Raw genomic sequence first — 19,547 nt, 5'->3', positions numbered from 1 at the left:
GTCCGCAGGACGGGGGAGGCCTCCGTACTGGGGGCCCGCGATCACGCCGCCGGCTTCGGCGGACGCCTGGCCTCGATGAGGAACCTGGACGAATAGGCGACGAACGGCCCCTCAGCCTCGATGAGTTCGTGCAGTTCGCGCAGCTTGTCGTCGTAGCGCCGCACCGAGAAGCCCGGCACGATCCAGATCACCTTGCGCAGGAAGTAGATCACCGCGCCGATGTCGCGGAACTCCATCCGCAGCCGCTCGGCCCGCAGGTCGACGACGTCAAGACCGGCGGACCGGGCCGCCGCCTCGGCGTCGCGCGGGTCGCGGGCCGAGCCGTCCTGCGGGCCCATGAAGAACTCGGTCAGCTCGAACACGCTGCGCGGGCCGACCTGCTGGGAGAAGTACGCGCCGCCGGGACGCAGCACGCGGGCGATCTCGTCCCACCAGGTCACCACCGGATGGCGGCTGACCACCAGGTCGAAGACGCCGTCGCGGAACGGCAGGCGCGGCTCCTCGTCGTCGGCCACCACCCGGGCGCCACGCGGGCGCAGCCGGGCGGCGGCCAGTGCGAGGTTGGGCGGCCACGACTCGGTCGCCACGGTGACGGGCGGGAGCTCGGGCAGCCCGGCCAGGATCTCGCCGCCGCCGGTCTGGACGTCGAGCGCCGCCTCGGCCGCCGCCATCCGCCCGGCCAGCAGGCGGGAGTAGCCCCACGAGGGCCGCTCCTCGGTGGCCCGGCCCTCCAGCCAGGAGAAGTCCCAGCCGTCGACCGAGACGGTGTCGGCCTCTTCGACCAGGTCATCGTATGTACGCCGCATCCTCCGACCCTGTCAGTGCCCCCGCCGCGGCTTCAACCGGATTTCCCGTGTGTCGCGCGTCAGGCGATGCGGGCGCGTACGGCCGCGCGGTCCACGCCGAGGTGGTCGATCAGGTGGGCCACCGGGTCGTGGCCGTCCTGGTCCAGGAGGGCGAGCAGCAGGTGCCGGGGCACTTGCGGTCTCGTTCTCGTCCGGGTGGCCCGGATGGCGGTGTTGACGACGGTGCGGGCGCTCGACGTCAGGGCGGTGCCGGAGATCGGCGGGTGCCGCCGGGGCGTCGCGCGCGGGGCCTCGCCGAGGTCGAGGCCGATCGAGCGCAGCGCCACCCGGTCGAGCTCGTCGAGCGCGGCGCGCGCCGTGGCCAGGTCGACGCCCAGCGCCCGCGCCGGCTCCGAGCCGGGGGCGTGCAGCAGGCCGAGCAGCAGGTGCTCGGTGCCGAGCCGCCGGTCGCCGCGCTGCCTGGCCTCGTCGAGTGCCGCGCTGACGACGGCCGCGAACGGACTCTTCTCCTTGCCGAACATGGCGATCCTCACTTTCCGTATCTGGCGTGCACGGACTGCCGTGACATTCCGAGCGCGTCGCCGATCTGCTCCCAGGTCCAGCCCTGCTCCCTGGCCAGCGCCACCGACTCCGCCTCCACCTGCTCGGCCAGCCGGTGCAGCGCGCCCACCGCCCGCAGGCCGAGGGCGGGGTCGTTCGACCTGATGCGTTGAGACAGCTCTTCCATGTCCACGTTGTCAGGCTAGATTGACAGGATGGATTTTGTCAATCTAGCCTGACGGGCATGGACGACGTGATGATCGTGGGAGCGGGCCCTGTGGGGCTCATGCTCGCGGGCGAGCTGGCGCTGGCCGGATTACGCCCCATCGTGCTGGAGAAACGCCCCGAACCGAGTGAGCTGCCCAAGGCCAACGGGCTCGGCGGCCAGATCGTCGAGCTGCTCGACCACCGCGGCCTGCTCGAACGCCTCTCCGAGGGCAGCGCCTTCGCGGGCCGCCCGCCGGGCTTCCCGTTCGGGGGGGTGCCGCTGCGCTTCGCCGGGCACGACGACATGCCGCTGCGGCTGCTGCTGATCCAGCAGCCCCGGCTCGAAGGGCTGCTGGCCGAACGGGCCGAACAACTCGGCGCCGAGATCAGGCGGGGCTGCGAGGTCACCGGGCTGGCCCAGGACGCGGAGGGCGTCACGCTGGAGCTGTCCACCGGCCGGACCCGAGCCCGGTACGTGGTGGGCTGCGACGGCGGGCACAGCACCGTACGCGCCCTGGCGGGGATCGGCTTCCCCGGCACCACCGACGACGAGGTGCTGCGGCTCGGCCACTTCGCCGGGGACGTGCCGGGCCCGTTCGAGGACCTGCCGGTCGAAGGCCTGCGACCGGGCTGGAACCGCACCCCCACCGGCCGCCTGCTGCTCACCTCGCTCCAGTCCGGCGTGCTCATCGCGGGCGTACGCGAGCGCGGCGCCCCGCCGGACGGCCCGGTGACCATGGAGGACTTCCGGGCGGCCGTGCGCCGGGTGATCGGCGCCGACCTGCCGCTGGGGGAGCCGATCTGGTTGTCGAGCACGGTCGCGCAGGCCAGGCTCGCCGAGCGCTACCGGGCCGGCCGGGTGTTCCTGGCCGGGGACGCGGCCCACCTGTTCCCCGCGGGCGGGTCGGCGCTCAACGTCGGCATGACGGAGGCCGCCAACCTGGCCTGGAAGCTGGCCGCCGTGCTGCGCGGACGGGTGCCGGCCGGGCTGCTGGACACGTACGAGGGGGAGCGCCGTCCGATGGCCGGGCGGGCGCTCGCGCAGACGCGCGCCCAGGTGGCGCTGGAACGGGCGCCCGGCGAGGACGGCGCGGCCCTGCGCGCCCTGCTGGGCGAGTTGTTCGCCTACGAGCAGCCGCTGCGCCACCTCGCCGCGCTCCTGCACGGCTCCGACACCCGCTACCCGCCCGAGGGGGAGCGGGCGCATCCGCTCACCGGCCGGTTCGTCTCCGACCTGCGGCTGAGCACCGCCGGAGGGGAACGGCGGGTGGCCGAGCTGATGCGGGCCGGGCGGCCGGTGCTGCTCGACCTGCGCGACGGGCCCGGCGAGGCCCTGACCGGCCCGCACGACGGGACCGGCCCGGACCGGCCCGGTGGCGGCTGGATCGACGTGGTCCGGGCGCGGTGCGCCGAGCCGCCCGCCGACGTGCTGCTGATCCGCCCCGACGGGTACGTGGCCTGGGCCGGGACCGACGGCCTGGCCGAGGCCACGCGGGAGTGGTTCGGGACGGAAGCGCTCGCCGTCAGAGCCACCCCGGCCTGACCAGGCCCGACTCGTAGGCGATGACCACGAGCTGGGCGCGGTCGCGGGCGTGCAGCTTCATCATCGCCCGGCTGACGTGGGTCTTGGCGGTGGCCGGCGACATGAACAGCTTGGCGGCGATCTCGTCGTTGGTCATGCCGGTGCCGACCAGGGAGAGCACTTCGCGTTCGCGGTCGGTGAGCTGGTCGAGGCCCTGCGTGGAGACCGGCTCCTTGGCGCGCGAGGCGTACTCGGCGATCAGCCGCCGGGTCACGCTCGGCGACAGCAGCGCCTCGCCCGCCGCCACGACCCGTACGGCCTGGATGAGCTCGGCCGGCTCGGTGTCCTTGACCAGGAAGCCGGAGGCGCCGCCGCGCAGGGCCTCGAAGACGTACTCGTCCAGCTCGAACGTGGTCAGGATGATGATGTGCGGGCCCGGCGGCATCCGGCGGGTGGCGGTCAGGCCGTCGGTGCCCGGCATCCGGATGTCCATCAGCACGACGTCCGGAGCGTGCTCGCCGGCCAGGCGCACCGCCTCCGCGCCGTCGGACGCCTCGGCCACCACGGTCATGTCGGGCTGGGCGTCCAGCAGCGCCTTGAAGCCCGCGCGGACCAGCGCCTGGTCGTCGGCCAGCAGAACCTTGATCATGATGAGGTCTCCTCGGGTAGGGGCAGACGGGCCTCGACCTGGAAGCCGTCGCCCGACGGGCCCGCGACGAGCGTGCCGCCCAGGGCGGAGGCACGCTCGCGCATGCCGGGGATGCCGTTGCCGCTGCCCTCCTCCGACAACACGGCGGGTCTCGTCGCGCCGGTGTCGGCGACCACGAGGAGCAGCTCCTCGGCGCCGTACTCCAGGCGCACCGACACCCGCGAGCCGGGCGCGTGGCGGGCAGCGTTGGTGAGCGACTCCTGCACGATCCGGTACGCCGCCCGTTCCATCTGCGGCGGCAGCGGCCGCGAGCCGACCCGCTTGAGCGAGACCTCCATGCCGGAACGTTCGACGAGGTCGTCGAGGCGGTCGAGCCCGGCCGTCGGGGAGCGCGGCGCGCCCTCGCGCAGCACGTTGAGCACCGAGCGCATCTCGCCGAGCACCTCCTTGGAGGCCGTCTTGATCGTGGCCAGAGCCGAACGGGCCTGCTCGGGATTGGCGTCGATGAGGTGCAGCGCGGTGCTGGCCTGCACGTGGATGAGCGAGATGTTGTGCGCCAGCACGTCGTGCAGCTCCTGGGCCATGGTCAGGCGCTCCTCGCTGGCCTGGCGCCTGGCCTCCTCCTCGGCGACGCGCTCGCGCTCGGCCCGGCGTTCCCTGACGATCCTGACCAGCTCGGCCACGACCATGAACAGCATGATGAACGCCGTGATCGACAGGCTGTGGAACAGGTCGCGGTTGCCCACCCACCAGGCGTAGCTGAGGAGAGAGGTCACCGTCATGGTCGCCATCGTCCAGGCCATCAGCCGCCTGCCACCCGTGACCAGGAGGAACAGCAGCACGCCGGGGCTGAGGAAGGCGGGGCCGTAGGCGTAGCCGCCGATGAGGAACAGGTCCATCGCGGCGAGCGCGACGGAGACCGTCAGCAGCGGGAACCGCCGGCGGAAGAGGATGGCGAGCGGCCCGAGCAGCAGCAACGCGTACGCGTAGGGATCGAGCGGCTCTCTCAGCAGACGTTGCCCCCACGTCGCGCCCTGGGCGATCACCAATTGGGCGACCGCCACGATCAGGGCGAGATAGGGGTCGAAACCGGACTTCCTGCGCACGCCACCACGCTAGGCCACCGGCGGAGCGCAGGACATCACCCCCTTGTGTGAGGGGGCCCTACCACGACGGGCGTAGCTGGGTCATGGTGGACACCATGCGCCGTGTGATCTATTCCGCAGCAGCAGTCCTCATCTCCCTCCTGCCCGCCGCGCCCGCGTCGGCCGACCCCCAGCAGAAGAACCCCGTCGCCGAGGGGTACGGCGGCGCCGTCGCCACCGTCGACCTCGACGCCAGCAAGGCCGCGATCTCCGTGCTGAAACGGGGCGGCAACGCCGTGGACGCGGCCGTCGCCGCCGGAGCCGTGCTCGGGGTCACCGAGCCGTACTCCGCCGGGCTGACCGGCGGCGGCTTCATGGTGTTGTACGACGCCAAGCAGCGCCGGGTCTTCACCATCGACGGCCGCGAGACCGCCCCGCGCGCCATGAACTCCACCAGCTTCGAGGGCATCCCGTTCGACGAGGGCGTCACCAGCGGCCTGTCGGCGGGCGTGCCCGGCACGCTGGCCCACTGGGACCTGGCCCTGCGCCGGTTCGGCACCCTCTCGCTCGGCCAGGCCCTCCAGCCCGCCATCGACGTGGCCTCACGCGGCTTCGTCGTGGACCAGACCTTCTACGACCAGACCGCCGCGAACGTCGCCCGCTTCAAGGACATCACCTCGACGGCCGCCCTCTACCTCCCGAACGGCGCGCCGCCGCCCGTCGGCTCGGTGTTCAGGAACCCCGAGCTGGCGAACACGTACCGGGAACTGGCCCGGCGCGGCCCCGGCTGGCTGTACGGCGGCCGGCTGGGCAAGGAGATCGTGGCCACCGTGAAGAAGCCGCCGGTCACCCCCGGCAGCACCCGCAACGTCAGGCCCGGCCTGATGGAGCTGTCCGACCTGCGGGCCTACCGCGCCCTCCTGCGCGAACCCACCAAGGTCTCCTACAACGGCATGGACGTGTACGGCATGGCCCCGCCGTCGTCGGGCGGCTCGACCGTCGGCGAGGCGCTCAACATCCTCGAAGCCCTGCCCAAGGTGGGCGTGCACGAGTACCTGGAGGCCTCCAGGCTGGCCTTCGCCGACCGCAACGCCTACGTCGGCGACCTCCCCGGCGTGCCGCTGCGCGAGCTGCTGTCCGACGGGTTCGCCAAGGAACGGGCCTGCCTGATCGGCGACAGGGCCCTGACCAGCCCGGTCGCCCCCGGGAACCCCGACGGCCGGTACGGCCCCTGCGCCACCCCGACCGGCACCGCGACCCCGATCGCCGACGAGGGACCGGAGACCACGCACCTGGTCGTCGCCGACCGGTGGGGCAACGTGGTCGCCTACAACCTCACCATCGAGTCGACCGGCGGCAACGGCATCGTGGTCCCGGGCCGCGGCGTGCTGCTCAACAACGAGCTGACCGACTTCACGTTCGGCCCCGCGCCCGGCGACCCCAACCTGCCCGGCCCCGGCAAGCGGCCACGCTCGTCGATGGCGCCCACGCTGGTGTTCGACCACGGCAGGCCGGTGCTGGCCGCGGGCTCGCCCGGCGGTTCCACGATCATCACCACCGTGCTGCAGATCCTGGTCAACCGGTACGAGCTCGGCATGAGCCTGCCCGACGCGCTCGCCGCCCCCCGGGCCACGCAGCGCAACACCGCCCAGACGCAGGCCGAGCAGGCGTTCCTCGACAAGTACCGGACCGAGCTGGAGGCCAAGGGGCACAGCCTCGTGCTGAACCCCGAGATCGGCGCCGCCACGGCCCTGGAGTTCCGCGGCCGTGACCTCGTCCAGGCCGTCGCCGAGCCCGTACGCCGGGGCGGCGGCAGCGCCCTGGTCGTCCACCCTCGCTGAGCCCGTACGGCGCCGGCGCCGGCGGGCCGCCGCCCCTGGCGGGTGTGACCGGTGTCATGGCTTGACTCCGGCATGAGGGAATGTTTGCGCAGGTCACGGGGTTGTAACGGGCATCGCGACGGTTTTGTGCGCCGTGCCGCCGGGTGGATCCCGGCCGCACCTCTTCCAGCCTCCGTCGCTTCGAATCGAGCGAAATCCCGGACAACACCCGCGGGCCGCTTTCGCGCGCCCTCAGGAGGAATCTGTGCAGCCGAACGTCAAGAAGCTCCTCGCGGGCGCCCTGCTGGCCGCCACCGCCGCCGCTCCCGCCCTCGGCCTGGCGTCCACCGCCGCCCCCGCCCAGGCGTCCACCGCCGTCCAAGCCACCGTCCACGCCGACGGCCTCACCTACGGCCAGGACGTCTCCCACTACCAGCCGGACCACGACTGGGCCGCGAGCGGCGCCGCGTTCGGCATCGTCAAGGCCACCGAGGGCGCCACCCGCGTGGATGCCTCCTTCGCCCGCCACTGGGCCGACCTGGGCGCGAAGGGCAAGGTGCGGGGCGCCTACCACTACGGGCACCCCTCCAACGACGCGATCGCCGAGGCCGACCACTTCCTGTCCGTGGTGAACCGGCAGCCGGCCGCGAAGGGCGACCTGCTCGCGCTCGACCTGGAGACCACCGACGGCCGGTCCGTGACCGAGGTCAACGCCTGGGCCAGGACGTGGCTGGCGCACGTCCAGGCCAAGACCGGCATCACGCCGCTGTTCTACAGCGGCTGGAACTTCGCCGACGAGTACGGCCGCGGCCTCCAGCAGTACCCGCTGTGGGTGGCCCGCTACGGCGTGGGCCCCGGCTCGGTGACCGCCCCCGCCGACTGGAAGAGCTGGACCATCCACCAGTACGCCGACGCGCCGGTGGACCAGAACGTCTCCGCCCTCACCGCCGCCCAGCTCAAGGGGCTCGGCCGCAGGTGACCCGCGCCCTCAGTGGATGAGCTCGTACGCCCCGGCCCGCACCTTGCGTGTGCGGGCCCAGTACTCGAAGGTGAAGCCCGGCCAGATCGTCCGGTTCACTCCGTGTTCGTCCAGGTACCAGGAACGGCAGCCGCCGGCGTTCCAGACGAGCGGGTCCAGGCGCGCGTGCAGCCGCCGGTTGAAGGCGTCCTGGGCGCCCTTCCTGACGTCCAGGGCCCTGGCCCCGGTCCTGGACAGCAGGCGCAGGCACTCGATGACGTAGCGGACCTGCGACTCGATCATGAAGACGACCGAGTTGTGCCCGAGGCCGGTGTTGGGGCCGAGCAGGAAGAACAGGTTCGGGAAGCCGGCGGTCGTGATGCCGTAGTACGTCTCGATGCCGCCCTGCCAGGCGTCCTGGATCTTCAGGCCGTTCCGGCCGGTGATGCGCTGGTCCTGGAGGGCGTCCACGACCTTGAAGCCGGTGCCGTGGACGATGACGTCCACCTCGTGCTCGCGGCCGGTCTCGTCCACGATCGAGCGGGGCCTGATCTCGGTGATCGCGTCGGTGACCAGGGTGACGTTCGGCCTGGTCAGGGCCGGATAGTAGTCGCTGGAGATGAGCACCCGCTTGCAGCCGATCGTGTAGCCGGGGGTCAGTCTGCGGCGCAGGGCGGGGTCGGGCACCTGGGCCTCCAGGTGCTTGACCGCCATGAGCTTGTGCGCCTTCATCAGGTGCGGGTGGACCGCGAAGCCGAGCGCCCGGGTCTCCAGCGCCCAGTAGACGCCGTCGCGCAGGGTCCTGGCCAGGCCCGGCAGGCGCAGGACGCGCCGGGCGGCGGGGGAGAAGGCGACGTCGGGCTTGGGGTGGATCCACGGGGGCGTGCGCTGGAAGACGGTGAGCTCGCGTACCCGGGGGGCGATCTGGGGGACGAACTGGACGGCGGAGGCGCCGGTGCCGATGACGGCGACGCGCTTGCCGGTCAGGTCGACCGAGTGGTCCCATTCGGCGGAGTGGAAGGAGGGGCCGGCGAAGGACTCCCTCTCCAAAATTTCTGGAAATTTCGGGATATGGAGGGCGCCGATGCCCGAGACGACCGCGTTCGTCCGCAAGGTTGCGCCGTCGTCCGTCGTGACCGTCCAGTCCCGCCGGTCGTCGTCGTACTCCAGGGCTGTGACGTGCTTGTTGTAGCGGATGTGGGGGGTAATGCCGTACTTGTGCGCGCAGGTACGCATGTAGTCCCAGATCTCCGCCTGCGGGGCGAACATCCGCGACCATCCGGGATTCAGCTCGTACGAGTAGGAGTACATGGGCGACGGCACGTCGCACGCGCATCCGGGGTAGGTGTTGTCCCGCCACGTGCCCCCGAGGTCGGCGGCCTTCTCCAGGATCACGAAGTCGTGGTAGCCGGCCTCCTTGAGCTTGATCGCCATGCCGATCCCGGCGAAGCCGGTGCCGATGATCACCAATCCTGGCTCAGCCACTGAACCTCCTGTATTCGGCGTGGGCGGGCGAGACGGCGATGTAGTCCAGCGCCTGGCGCAGGTCGCCCTCCTGGCTCGGGTGGAAGCCCGGCCGCAGGTAGCGCAGCGCGGCCAGGGCCAGGCCGCGCAGCGTGGGCACACGGCCCTGCGCGGAGCGGTGGAGGAAGTGCGTCCACTTGGGGGTGATGCGTCCGGCGACGAGCGGATCGTTGGCCATGAGGAAGCGGGAGCCCCGGTGGAGCAGCCACACGAGCAGCGGCCCGGCCAGCGCCATCGTCCGCACGCGGCGGGCGTAGCCGCCGTCGAGGTGGGTGAACAGGTCGAACGCCACGTCACGGTGCTCGACCTCCTCCGCGCCGTGCCAGCGCAACAGGTCCATCATCACCGGGTCGGCCCCGGCCTCGTCCAGCGGGCGGGCGTCGAGGATCCACTGGCCGAGCACGGCCGTGTAGTGCTCGATCGCGGCGACCATCGCCAGCCGTTCCCTGAGCCAGCCCGTCCTGGCCGCCGGGGGCGCCGTTCCGTCGCCGAGCAGGCGCTCGAACAGCCACTCGACGTTCTCCACGTACGGCGCCGGGTCGAGGCCCTGCTCCTTCATGTGGTCGAGGACCCGCTGGTGCGCGACCGCGTGTGTGCCCTCCTGCCCCATGAATCCCTTGACCCGCTCCTTGAGCCCTTCGTCCGTGACGAGGGGGAGCGCCTGCTTGAACACGTGCACGAACCAGCGTTCGCCGGCGGGGAGCAGCAGGTGCAGCGCGTTGATGACGTGCGTGCTGGTGGGGTCGCCGGGCACCCAGTGCAGCGGCGTGTTCTCCCAGGAGAAACGCACCCGGCGCGGCCTGATGTCCGGCAACTTATTGGACATGAAGTCCAATGTAGTCAGCCTGCCGCCGCCGGTCCAGGGCTGGTGGCGTATGAGGAGCATCACACCGACCGGCCGGTATGTCGGGGATGTGCGGAAACGACAAAGACCCGCCACGGCGTCGGGGCGGGTGAGAGGTCGGTGTGCGGTTGTGTGTTAGCGGAGCAGCAGGAAGGCGGCCACGCCGATGATCACGATCACCACGGCCACCGCGAGGATCGGCAGCAGCGGCGACTTCTTGGGGGTCGCCTCCGCCTCCGCCTCCTGCTCACGGCGCTGAGCGAAGGCGCGGAACTGCTGGGTGTTGCCCGCCGGGTCGATATGCTGGTCAGACATGGCCAGCAGCCTAGCGTGATGACATGGTCCAATTGCACCCTTTGCCACCAACTATTGGCATGGGCTGATGAGGGGACCACTCCACCCGGCGGATAGCTTTGAGCCATGCTCCGGACCCTGTTCTCGCCCCGCGTCGTGGGGCTGCACCTGCTGACGATCGGGGTCCTTGTCGCGTTCATCCTGCTCGGCCGCTGGCAGCTCGGCGTCTTCCAGGACTCCGGCAAGCCGCACGCCGCCGTCGATCCGGCTCCCGTGGGGGTCGCCACGCTCGCCCCGGTGGGCGGGCAGATGCCGGGCGAGGCCGTCGGCCGCAGGGTCTCGGCGGAGGGCACGTACGAGGCCGCGCGCCAGCTCCTGGTCGCCGACCGGCGGCCCGACGTCGACGCCCCGGGCGGCAACGTCTCCCGCGACCAGGGCTACTGGGTGCTCACCCCGCTGCGGCTCGACGACGGCACGCTGATGCCGGTCGTACGCGGCTGGGCGGCGAAGGCGGACGATCCGGGCGTCACGGCCGTGCCGCAGGGCCGGGTCACCGTGGCCGGACGGCTACGCGGCCAGCAGGGCACCGACAGCGTCCAGCGGCGCGTGGACGGCCTGCCCGCCGGCCAGGTGCAGACCGTGTCCAGCGGCGAGCTGATCAACCTGTGGACCGGCCAGAAGCTGCGTACCGGCTTCATGGTGGCGCAGCCGCCGTCGGGCTCGCTCCAACAGGTGAAGATCCGGCCGCCCGAGGTCGGTGGCACGCTGACCTGGCGTAATCTGGCTTATGCCGCAAACTGGTGGATCTTCGCTGGATTCGCCGTCTTCATGTGGTTCCACTTCGTACGCGATGCCGTACGGACTGATCGGGACCGCGACAAGTCCCCCGAAATGGTTCTGGAAGGTTAACGGTGGAATCGGCTCTCAAGCCCTTCCGGGTGCTCGCCTACGTGGTCGGCGTCATGCTGCTCATCCTGTGCGTCGCGATGGTCCTGCGCTACGGCTTCGGCGCCGCGGAGATGTCGAAGATCATCGCCCCCATCCACGGCGGCCTCTACATGATCTACCTCATCACCGTCATGAACCTGGGCATGAAGGCGCGCTGGAGCTGGCCGTACATGCTCGGGGTCATGCTCGGCGGCACGGTCCCGTTCCTGTCGTTCTACGTCGAGCGCAAGGTGCACGGCCGGGTGCGCTCGGAGCTGAGCGCGGCGGGGGCCTGAGACCCCCGCCGCGATGCGGCTCAGCTTCCGATGCCGCGCCTGCGGGCCCGCTTGAGCCGCTCACGCTGCGACGGGTCGAGCATGAGGTAGCCGACCACCGGGGCCGCGACCACGCCGAGGACCACCAGCAGGGTGACCCAGCCCGGCAAGAAGATCAGCGAGAGCAGAACCGCGGCGCCTGCGCCGATGGCGTACTTCTGAACTGGCGACATCCCTGGCTTCCTCCGAACGCGGAGCACGCGCCCCGCCTCTTCCACATTCTGCGTCGCCTGTCCAACGACTGAAGCCGCGCCCCGGGTTCCATGACGCGATGTATCTCAATTGTTGCGGGTCCAGAGGCTTAGGTGGATCGAGCCGTACGTGCGGGTCTGTCCGGGTGTGAGCGTTCGCTGGAGCGTGCGGTAACGCTCGTCGTCGGCGTACTTCGTCCCTATCCGAGGGGAGATGAGCCAGACCCGGTCCACGCCTTTCAGGGCGGCGTCCAGCTCGGCGGCCGTCTCCGGGCCGGGCGCGCCGGGCGCGCGGGTGAGGTCCGTCAGCCGCTCGTACGGGCCGCCGTACACCGCCACGAACAACCGGAAACGGCCCGGCACGAACAGCACCCGGTCGCCGGGACGTTCCTCGGCGGCCAGCGTGGCGGCCAGCGTGCGCAGGTCGTCGGGGCGGGAGGCGGGCTGCCTCAGCGCCACCTGCGCGGGCAGCACGAGCGCCGCGAACAGGGCCAGGACGACGACCGGCACCGCCCGCCGGGGCAGCGCGGCCAGGCCGATCCCGGCGAGCAGCGCGAGCAGCGGGACCGCGAAGAGCACGTAACGCGGGTGGTAGACGGGCTGGACCTGCGAGATCGCGAACGAGAGCACCACCGGCAGCGCCGCCCACACCGCCACCGCCGGGGCCCGCCCGGCCCCCCACACGGCGGCGGCGAACAACACGACCGCGCCCGCCCCCGCGACCTCCCCCGGGAAGGCGGCCAGCTCGGCCCAGCCCGGCGGCTTGAGCCAGAACACCTGGGCGTCCTTCTGACCGGCCGCCAGGACCAGCAGCGGGACGAGCGCCGCACCGGCGGCGGCCACGGCGGCGGCCACAGCGGCGAGCGAGCGGACCGTGCCGGACGGTCCGGGCCCGCTCGCCCCGGCGCGGGCCCGCAGGGTGCGGCGCAGGGCGGGCAGCCAGGCGGTGAGCAGGTGGGCGGGGATCAGGAGCAGGGCGTACAGGTGCAGCCAGCCGAGCAGGGCCACGCTCGCGCCGTAGGCCAGGCAGGCGGCCGTGGAGGGACGGTCCAGGAGCTTGACCAGCAACCACGTCGCCAGCACGGCCACGGCGCTGACCAGGGCGTACGAGCGGGCTTCCTGGGCGTACCGGGCGGCCATGGGGGTGAGGGCGTACAGGAGGCCGGCGTACAGGGCGGCCCGGGGGCCGGCCATGCGGCGGCCGAGGGCCGCGACCCCGTACGCGGCGGCCGCGAAGGCCAGCACGGACGGGAGGCGGACGATGATCTCCAGCGGTCCCGGCAGGGCGGCGAAGGGGCGCAGGAGCAGGTAGTAGAGGGCGTGCACGGCGTCGAGGTCGGCGAGGAACCGGCGCAGCTCGGCGAACGGCATGCGCGCCACCAGCACGCTGACGGACTCGTCCCGCCACAGCGACGGCCCGGAGAGCCCCCACGACCCGACCGCCAGGGCGACCGCCACGGGCGCGGCCACCTCCCACCGGCCGGCCCGGCGCGCCGCCCCGGCACGTTCTGCGGCCGGCGCGGCGGGGACGGAGGTCATCGGCGGTGGCCCATGACGGCCCGGAGCTCGTGGCGGAGGACGTCGAGGGCCGGGCGGTCGGCGGGATTGCCCGACAGGAGGCGGAACAGGACGGGAGCCAGCGCCCCGGCCCGCGCCAGCGACGCCCCCGGCGCCGGCGGCGCGCCCTCCACGGCCGTGAAGAGGGTGGCCCCCAGGGACCACAGGTCGGCGGCCGGGCTCGCGACCCCCTCCGGAGCCGTGTACGCCGGTACGGTGCCCGACCGCAGCGGGGCGACCAGCGTGGCCCGCCCCTGGTCGGAGATCAGGATGCTGCCCGGCTGCACCGCCCCGTGGTGCCCGTCCCTGGCCTGGAGCTGGTCGAGCAGGGCGAGCCCGATCTCGGCCACCTCGGCGGGCGGGAGCGGTCCAAGGGTGCGGATGACCTGGTCGAGAGGCTGGTCGACGGCCAGTCTTTCGAGCGTCTCGCGTACCACCTCGACCGGCGGCGACCCGGCTGGATGCAGCATGGCCCGGATCAGCGATCTGAGCGGGTCGGCGCCCTCGGCGGGCACCTGGCCGGGCGGGCGGCCCTCGACGGCGAAGTGCAGCGTGGCCGCCAGCGACCACAGGTCGGCCGAGGGCCGCATGCTGAGGCTCGGCACCCCGAACCCGGTGAGCACCGCCCTTCCCGTGCCGGTCAGCAGCACGTTCCCGGGGCTGACCTGGCCGTGGACGATTCCGGCCGCGTGCGCGACGGCCAGCGCCGACAACACGCACACGCCCATCCTGGCCGCCTGGACGACGGGCAGCGGTTGCCGGGAGCGTACGGCCTGCTCCAGCGACATCCCCGAGACGAACTCCATGACCAGCCACGGCACCCGGTCCTCGACCAGCACGCCGATCACCCGGGCGATGGAGGCGTGCCGCAGCCCGGCGGCCTTGCGTGCCTCATGCAGCGCGGACTCGCGCAGCTCGACGGGGATGCGCAGTTCCCTGACCACGACGTCGCGGTGCTCGATCTCGTCGAAGGCCAGCCGTACGGACCCTGCGCCCAGGGTGTTGAGCAGCCGGTAGCGCCCGGCGAGCTTCCTGGTCTCAGCCATGTCGAGTGCACGATAGCGCTCGGCCGTCCCGCGCGACCATCAGGTGGTCCGCCCGGTCAGCCAGGACTCGTGGGCGTCGTGCAGCCTGCTCCAGAGCCCCTCCTTGTCCTGCCTGCTCAGGTCGTCGAAGGTCAGCAGGAACACGTCGGCGAGCGCCGCGTAGTAGTCGCGCGCCGTGTCCAGGGTGACCGAGTGGGTGCCGTTGCCGAGGCGGGACAGGACGAGCCCGCGCAGGGAGTCCACGCCCGAGGCGTCCCGCCGTTGCACCACGGCGGTTCGTACGAACCCGGACGACGGTGACGTCGACAAATGAGTGTGCATATCAGCGAAGGCGGACATGTCTGTGGGGATCCGCTCGAAATCCATGCCCACGAACGAACCGCTCGGATCATGGTCGAACCGCCACCCACCGGGCGCGATCTCCGACGGGCGCAACACGTACGTGAAGGGACCCTGCCGATACGTGCCCGCGACCAGCGGCAGCGGCTCGTGCAGGCCGTCCCCGAGCCCGAGGTCGGCCAGCCACTCGCCGCCCGGGTTACCGGCGGTCGGCAGGCCGCGCACGGTCAGCACCAGGTGGTTGCCGATGATGCCGGGTTCGCTTCCCGGGTTCTGGACGCCGCCGACGTGCCTGGTCACGTCGTAGCCGAGGCTCCTGACCAGCTCGGAGAAGGCGCCGTTCAGGTGGTAGCAGTAGCCGCCGCGGCCCCTGATGATGCGGTCGGCGGACTCGACGGGATCGAGGGACGTGGGCCGGTCCAGCCAGATCTCCAGCGCCTCGTAGGCGACCCTCTCGACGTGCGCGACGTGGAGCGCGCGCAGGCCCTCGGCGCTCGCGGGGGCGTCTATCAGGCGGGACAGGCCCAGACGGCTGAGATAGCCAGCGGTGTTCACCGGGCAAGTCTGCACCAGATGTGCACAAATTATGGAGTGTCGTCTGCACGGCGCACTTCTAGTCTTTCGTACGTGGCAGAGCAGCGGTGCATTCTCGTGGTCGAGGACGATGTGACGATCGCCCTGGCCGTACGGAACCGGCTGGCAGCCGAGGGCTTCGACGTCCGGGTGGCGGGCGACGGGCAGGACGCGCTGGTCCAGTACGGGAGGGCGGAGCCCGATCTGGTGATCCTCGACCGGCTGCTGCCCGGCATGGACGGGCTGGAGGTGTGCCGCCGGATGCAGGCGGCGCGGCCGGTGCCCGTCCTCATGCTGACCGCGCTCGGCGAGGAGACCGACGTGCTGGTCGGGCTGGGGGTGGGGGCCGACGACTACCTGGCCAAGCCGTTCAGCATGCGTGAGCTGGTGGCCAGGATCCACGCGCTGCTGCGCCGGGTCGAGCGGGCCGGACAGCTCGCGGCCGAGGACACGGTGATCCGGGTGGGCGAGGTGGAGATCGACACGGCCGCGCGCCGGGTGTTCGTACGGGGGATCGAGGCCCAGCTCACCAGGACCGAGTTCGACCTGCTGCGGCGGCTGGCCGAGCGTCCCGGGCAGGTCTTCGAGCGCGACCGGCTGCTGTCGGACGTGTGGGGCTTCTCCGAGGCGGCCGCGACCAGGACCGTGGACAGCCACGTCCGGGCGCTGCGCCGCAAGCTCGGCTCCGACGTGGTGCGCACCGTCCACGGCGTGGGCTACGCCCTGGTACGTCAATGAGGCCCCTCGACTTCCTGGGCCGGATCAAGGTCAAGCTGGGCATCGTCATCGTGCTGGCGGTCGGCACCGCGTTCGTGGTGAACGAGGTCGGGCTCAACGCCGGGTTCACCAGGGACGTACGGATCGTGGTCGCGGTCATCCTCGCCCTGATCATGGTCCAGGTGCTGGCCATGGGCATGACCAAGCCGCTGCGCCAGATGGCCAGGGCCGCCCAGACGATCGCCAAGGGCAGCTACGGTCTGCGGGTCAGCGCCACCTCGCGGGACGAGGTGGGCGAGCTGGCCAGGGCGTTCAACGCGATGGCCGCCGACCTCGGCGAGGTGGACCGGCAGCGGCGCGAGCTGATCGCGAACGTCAGCCACGAGCTGCGCACCCCCATCACCGGGCTGCGCGCGGTGCTGGAGAACGTCGTGGACGGCGTCTCCGCGCCCGACCCGGTCACCATGCGGACCGCGCTCGCCCAGACCGACCGGCTCGGCCGCCTGGTCGCCCAGCTCCTCGACCTGTCCAGGCTCGACTCCGGCGTACGGCTGATCGAACCCGAGGCCGTCGAGCTGGCCCCGCTGGTGGAGCAGGCCGTACGCGAGGCGTCGCTGGCGCGCGAGGACGTCACGATCTCGCCGTCGGTGCCCGCCGGGCTCGTGGTGCGCGCCGACCCCGACCTGCTGGCGCAGGTGCTGGCGAACCTGCTCGACAACGCCGTACGGCACAGCCCTCCCAGGGGTGTGGTGACCGTGACGTGCGGGGCGGAGCGGGCCGGGGCGCGGGTGGTGGTGGCCGATCAGGGGCCGGGCATCCCGGAGGCGTCCAGGGGGCGGGTGTTCGAACGGTTCTCGCGGCTCGACGCGGGGCGGGCGGCCGACTCGGGGGGCGCGGGGCTGGGGCTGGCGATCGTCAAGGAGGTCGTGGAGCTGCACGGGGGGTCGATCCGGATCGACGACTGCGCGGGGTGCCGCATGGTCGTCGACCTACCAGGGAGGACGACGATGGCGGAGACACCGTTCGAGATGGGGTCGGCCAGAACACCCGACCCCCAACCCGCCATCCCCCCACCAACCGGGGTTGCCCCGACGACCCCGCCCCCAGGCACGCCGCCCCTCGCGGCGGCAGGCGCTGTTGTGGGCGCGGTTCCAGAGCACCCCTCCGAGACGGGCACACTCGCGAGCACCGGCACGCTCGCGGCCCCGAGCGAGCCCACGGGCTCGGACGCGCTCGCTGGGTCGGGCGCGCTTGCGCAGGCCGAGACGCCTGCCGGGTCCGACGCGCTTGCGGGGTCCGATGCGCTTGCTGGGTCCGGCGCGCTCGCGGGGGCAGCCGCTTCGGCCTCAGCTGCCTCAACCTCAGATGCGCCGGACTCGGGTGTGCCGGCGTCGGGTGTGCCGGTTGCCGGCGCGACGACCGCAGATGTGACGGTCGCGGGCGTGCCGGCCTCGGGCGCGCAAGCGGCACCGTCGGCGAGGCCCCTTGCGCCGGCGAGCGCGCCGTGGCCCCTCGCACAGGCCGGGACGGCCCACGGCGCGTCCGCGCCTCTCGCCCCGGTGGGTGCGGCCCACGCAGCGGCTTGGCCGCTTGCGCAGGCGGGTGGGGTGCAGGGGGCGTCCTCGCCTCTTGCGCAGGCGGGGGCTGGCAGGGGGGTGGCTTCTGCGGGGGTGGCGGGGGCTTCTGGTGCTGGTGGGCCGGGGAGTGGGGTTGGAGTCGGTGGGGTGGCGGCGGGGGGTGGGGGGTTCGCCAGGATGATCGCGGGTGGGGTGCTCGGGGTTGTCGTCGGGTTCCTGGGCGGGCTGTTCGCGGCCGTGCTCGTCTCCGTGGCCGTCGGTGACGGGCTGGCGCTGGTCACGCTGGTCATGGTGACGGCGCTGGGCGGCGCGCTCGGCATGGCGCTCGGGGCGGGGTCGGGGCGTCGGGCGGCGGCGTATCAGGTCGCGTACCAGGCGGGGATGCCCGTACGGCCCCATGGCGACCCCGCACAGGCCCAGGCGAGCCCCGGACAGGGCCACGGTGGGCCCTCACACGGGCAGATGGGCCCCACGCACGGGCAGATGGGCCCCGCACAGGGGCACGGCGGGCCCGCGCACGGGCAGGGGCAGGGGTATGCGGGGATGGCGCAGGGGTATGTGCCGCCGCCGTTGTTCCCCAGGCCCGAGTTGCCCGCCGCGCCGCGCTGGTTGCCGCCGGCCGCCGCCGGCGCGGGGGTGTTCGCCGCGGTGGCGTTGCCCGACGCGCAGGTCGGGCTGGGGATCGTGCTCGTCGCCATGGTGCTCGGCGCGGCGGCGTTGCCGGCCGTGCTGCGCAGGATGACCCCCTGGACGCTGGCGTTCGGGGTGACGGCGTACTGGCTGATCTCGATGGCGGCGGTGCGCGACGCGGACTGGCTGGTCGCGATCCTGCTCGTCGGGGGCGCGGGGCTGGGCGCGCTGGCGGTGTCCGGGGCGGGGGCCGGCTGGCTGGGCGTGATCAGGGGCGGTGCGTCCGTGCTGCTCGCGCTCGGTCCCGTGCCGTGGTTCCTGGCCGGGCCGCTCAGGAAGCTGACCGCCCGGCGGCGGATCATGCCGGTGCTCGCGGGGCTCGGCATCACGGTCGTGCTGGTCGGGGTGTTCGGGTTGCTGTTCGTCTCGGCCGACGCCGTCTTCGCCTCGTACGTCGAGCGCCTGACCGCCACCCCCGCCTGGGCCGACTCGCTGCCGGGCCGGATCTTCGTCTTCGGGTTCGTCGCCGTGTTGCTGGCCGCCACCGTGCTGGTCGCGCTGCGGCCGGTGATCGACCCGGTCGGTCCCGAGCACAAGTTCGGCGTGAGCAGGAGCGTGTGGCTGGTGCCGCTCGTCGCGGTGAACCTGCTGTTCTCGTCGTTCGTGGCGGTCCAGATCACGGCGCTGTTCGGCGGCGACGGCTGGGTGCGGCGGACGGCAGGTCTGACCTACGCCGAGTACGCCAGGCAGGGGTTCTTCCAGCTCGTCGTGGTCAGCGTGTTCGTGCTGGGCATCGTCGCGGTGGCCGGCGGGCTGCTGCGGACCGAGCGCCGCGAACGCTGGCTGCTGGCCGTCATGCTCGGCCTCCTGTGCGGGCTGACGATGGTGGTGCTGGCCTCGGCCCTGCACCGGATGAGCCTCTACACCGACGCGTACGGCCTGTCCCGGCTGCGCATCTCGGTGCAGGCGACGGTGTGGTGGCTGGGCGCGCTGTTCGCGCTGGTGCTGCTGGCCGGCGCGGTACGCCTGGCGGGACGAGGCTCCGGCTGGCTGCCTCGTACGATCGTCCTGGTGACCGGGCTCGGCCTGGGCGCGTTCGCGGTGGTCAACCCCGACCTCCAGGTCGCGCAGACCCAGGTCGAGGTGCGCGGCGTCACCAAGATGGACTCCGACTACCTGGGCGACCTCGGCGCGGAGGCCGTGCCCGCCCTCGACCGGCTGCCCGAGCCGCAGCGCAGCTGCGTGCTCGCCGACGTGGTCCGCGCGAACGGGCTCGGCCACCCCGATCCCTGGAACGGCTGGAACCTCGCCCGCGCACAGGCCCGGGACCTGCTGGCCGAGCGGCCCGTCGATCCCTCGGCCACCTGCGCATCGGCGCCGGCGCGCGGCTCTGATTGAATCTTGGT

At 72.6% G+C, this 19,547-nt stretch carries 19 protein-coding genes; 7 read left to right on the top strand and 12 right to left on the bottom strand.

What is annotated here, in order from left to right; translation table 11 throughout:
• Positions 1–41: 41 nt before the first annotated feature.
• The 3 genes from DMB42_RS08225 to DMB42_RS08215 are packed head-to-tail and all read right to left on the bottom strand — an operon-like array spanning position 42 to position 1,533.
• On the bottom strand, positions 42–806 hold the full coding sequence (locus tag DMB42_RS08225; protein WP_125632200.1) for a class I SAM-dependent methyltransferase: 765 nt from the start codon (positions 804–806) through the stop codon (positions 42–44).
• Between the two features lie 59 nt (positions 807–865).
• Positions 866–1,339, bottom strand: a complete 474-nt coding sequence (locus DMB42_RS08220; RefSeq protein WP_229824380.1) for a Clp protease N-terminal domain-containing protein — start codon at positions 1,337–1,339, stop codon at positions 866–868.
• Complete coding sequence (locus DMB42_RS08215) at positions 1,336–1,533, bottom strand: helix-turn-helix domain-containing protein (RefSeq protein ID WP_221762062.1); 198 nt, start codon at positions 1,531–1,533, stop codon at positions 1,336–1,338. The genes DMB42_RS08220 and DMB42_RS08215 overlap by 4 nt, the downstream gene beginning before the upstream one ends.
• Positions 1,534–1,590: 57 nt before the next feature.
• Here DMB42_RS08215 and DMB42_RS08210 point away from each other — a divergent pair, with 57 nt between their 5' ends.
• Positions 1,591–3,096, top strand: a complete 1,506-nt coding sequence (locus DMB42_RS08210) for an FAD-dependent oxidoreductase (RefSeq protein WP_125632194.1) — start codon at positions 1,591–1,593, stop codon at positions 3,094–3,096.
• Here DMB42_RS08210 and DMB42_RS08205 read toward each other — a convergent pair.
• Both DMB42_RS08205 and DMB42_RS08200 read right to left on the bottom strand, forming a co-directional pair.
• A complete protein-coding gene (locus tag DMB42_RS08205) occupies positions 3,077–3,724 on the bottom strand; it encodes a response regulator transcription factor (protein ID WP_125632192.1) in 648 nt (215 codons plus the stop codon). The two genes, DMB42_RS08210 and DMB42_RS08205, sit on opposite strands and share 20 nt — an antisense overlap.
• Entirely contained in the window at positions 3,721–4,830 is a 1,110-nt protein-coding gene (locus DMB42_RS08200; protein ID WP_125632190.1) for a sensor histidine kinase, read from the bottom strand. Before DMB42_RS08200 ends, DMB42_RS08205 begins: the two co-directional genes overlap by 4 nt.
• 95 nt (positions 4,831–4,925) lie before the next feature.
• Here DMB42_RS08200 and DMB42_RS08195 point away from each other — a divergent pair, with 95 nt between their 5' ends.
• The gene (locus DMB42_RS08195; protein ID WP_185844520.1) at positions 4,926–6,650 is read left to right on the top strand and encodes a gamma-glutamyltransferase family protein; all 1,725 of its coding nucleotides are present in this window, start codon (positions 4,926–4,928) and stop codon (positions 6,648–6,650) included.
• Between the two features lie 244 nt (positions 6,651–6,894).
• Positions 6,895–7,608, top strand: coding sequence for a glycoside hydrolase family 25 protein (locus tag DMB42_RS08190; RefSeq protein ID WP_125632188.1), 714 nt, complete (start codon positions 6,895–6,897; stop codon positions 7,606–7,608).
• A 9-nt stretch (positions 7,609–7,617) separates the two neighbouring features.
• Here DMB42_RS08190 and DMB42_RS08185 read toward each other — a convergent pair whose 3' ends face one another.
• The 3 genes from DMB42_RS08185 to DMB42_RS08175 form a co-directional block, all read right to left on the bottom strand.
• Complete coding sequence (locus DMB42_RS08185) at positions 7,618–9,072, bottom strand: NAD(P)/FAD-dependent oxidoreductase (protein WP_125632186.1); 1,455 nt, start codon at positions 9,070–9,072, stop codon at positions 7,618–7,620.
• Entirely contained in the window at positions 9,065–9,937 is an 873-nt protein-coding gene (locus DMB42_RS08180) for a metal-dependent hydrolase (protein ID WP_125632184.1), read from the bottom strand. The genes DMB42_RS08185 and DMB42_RS08180 overlap by 8 nt, the downstream gene beginning before the upstream one ends.
• 153 nt (positions 9,938–10,090) lie before the next feature.
• Positions 10,091–10,270, bottom strand: a complete 180-nt coding sequence (locus tag DMB42_RS08175; protein ID WP_125632182.1) for a hypothetical protein — start codon at positions 10,268–10,270, stop codon at positions 10,091–10,093.
• 105 nt (positions 10,271–10,375) lie between these two features.
• Between DMB42_RS08175 and DMB42_RS08170 the strand changes: the two genes are divergently transcribed.
• The gene (locus tag DMB42_RS08170; protein ID WP_185844519.1) at positions 10,376–11,158 is read left to right on the top strand and encodes an SURF1 family protein; all 783 of its coding nucleotides are present in this window, start codon (positions 10,376–10,378) and stop codon (positions 11,156–11,158) included.
• A 2-nt stretch (positions 11,159–11,160) separates the two neighbouring features.
• Positions 11,161–11,472 carry a DUF3817 domain-containing protein gene (locus DMB42_RS08165; protein ID WP_125632180.1) on the top strand — a complete coding sequence of 104 codons (312 nt, stop codon included), beginning with the start codon at positions 11,161–11,163 and terminating at the stop codon, positions 11,470–11,472.
• A gap of 20 nt (positions 11,473–11,492) precedes the next feature.
• Here the strand turns inward: DMB42_RS08165 and DMB42_RS08160 are convergent, their stop codons facing one another.
• The 4 genes from DMB42_RS08160 to DMB42_RS08145 all read right to left on the bottom strand — a co-directional run bounded on the left by DMB42_RS08160 (position 11,493) and on the right by DMB42_RS08145 (position 15,199).
• Positions 11,493–11,684, bottom strand: a complete 192-nt coding sequence (locus tag DMB42_RS08160) for a hypothetical protein (RefSeq protein ID WP_125632178.1) — start codon at positions 11,682–11,684, stop codon at positions 11,493–11,495.
• A gap of 105 nt (positions 11,685–11,789) precedes the next feature.
• Positions 11,790–13,241: a glycosyltransferase family 39 protein gene (locus DMB42_RS08155; RefSeq protein WP_125632176.1), complete on the bottom strand. Its 1,452-nt coding sequence runs from the start codon at positions 13,239–13,241 to the stop codon at positions 11,790–11,792.
• On the bottom strand, positions 13,238–14,305 hold the full coding sequence (locus DMB42_RS08150; protein WP_125632174.1) for a protein kinase domain-containing protein: 1,068 nt from the start codon (positions 14,303–14,305) through the stop codon (positions 13,238–13,240). The genes DMB42_RS08155 and DMB42_RS08150 overlap by 4 nt, the downstream gene beginning before the upstream one ends.
• 39 nt (positions 14,306–14,344) lie before the next feature.
• A complete protein-coding gene (locus tag DMB42_RS08145) occupies positions 14,345–15,199 on the bottom strand; it encodes an arylamine N-acetyltransferase (RefSeq protein ID WP_125632172.1) in 855 nt (284 codons plus the stop codon).
• 72 nt (positions 15,200–15,271) lie between these two features.
• On the opposite strand from DMB42_RS08145, the gene DMB42_RS08140 reads away from it, so the two are divergent.
• A complete protein-coding gene (locus tag DMB42_RS08140; protein ID WP_260477558.1) occupies positions 15,272–15,955 on the top strand; it encodes a response regulator transcription factor in 684 nt (227 codons plus the stop codon).
• The gene (locus tag DMB42_RS55955) at positions 15,952–19,539 is read left to right on the top strand and encodes a DUF4153 domain-containing protein (protein ID WP_125632168.1); all 3,588 of its coding nucleotides are present in this window, start codon (positions 15,952–15,954) and stop codon (positions 19,537–19,539) included. The genes DMB42_RS08140 and DMB42_RS55955 overlap by 4 nt, the downstream gene beginning before the upstream one ends.
• Positions 19,540–19,547: the final 8 nt, after the last annotated feature.

Origin of the sequence: Nonomuraea sp. WAC 01424 (assembly GCF_003947315.1) — a bacterium.
In the GTDB taxonomy this organism is placed as follows: domain Bacteria; phylum Actinomycetota; class Actinomycetes; order Streptosporangiales; family Streptosporangiaceae; genus Nonomuraea; species Nonomuraea spiralis.
Note: the sequence above shows the minus strand (reverse complement) of the source record. Positions and strands in the feature narration are given on the sequence as shown.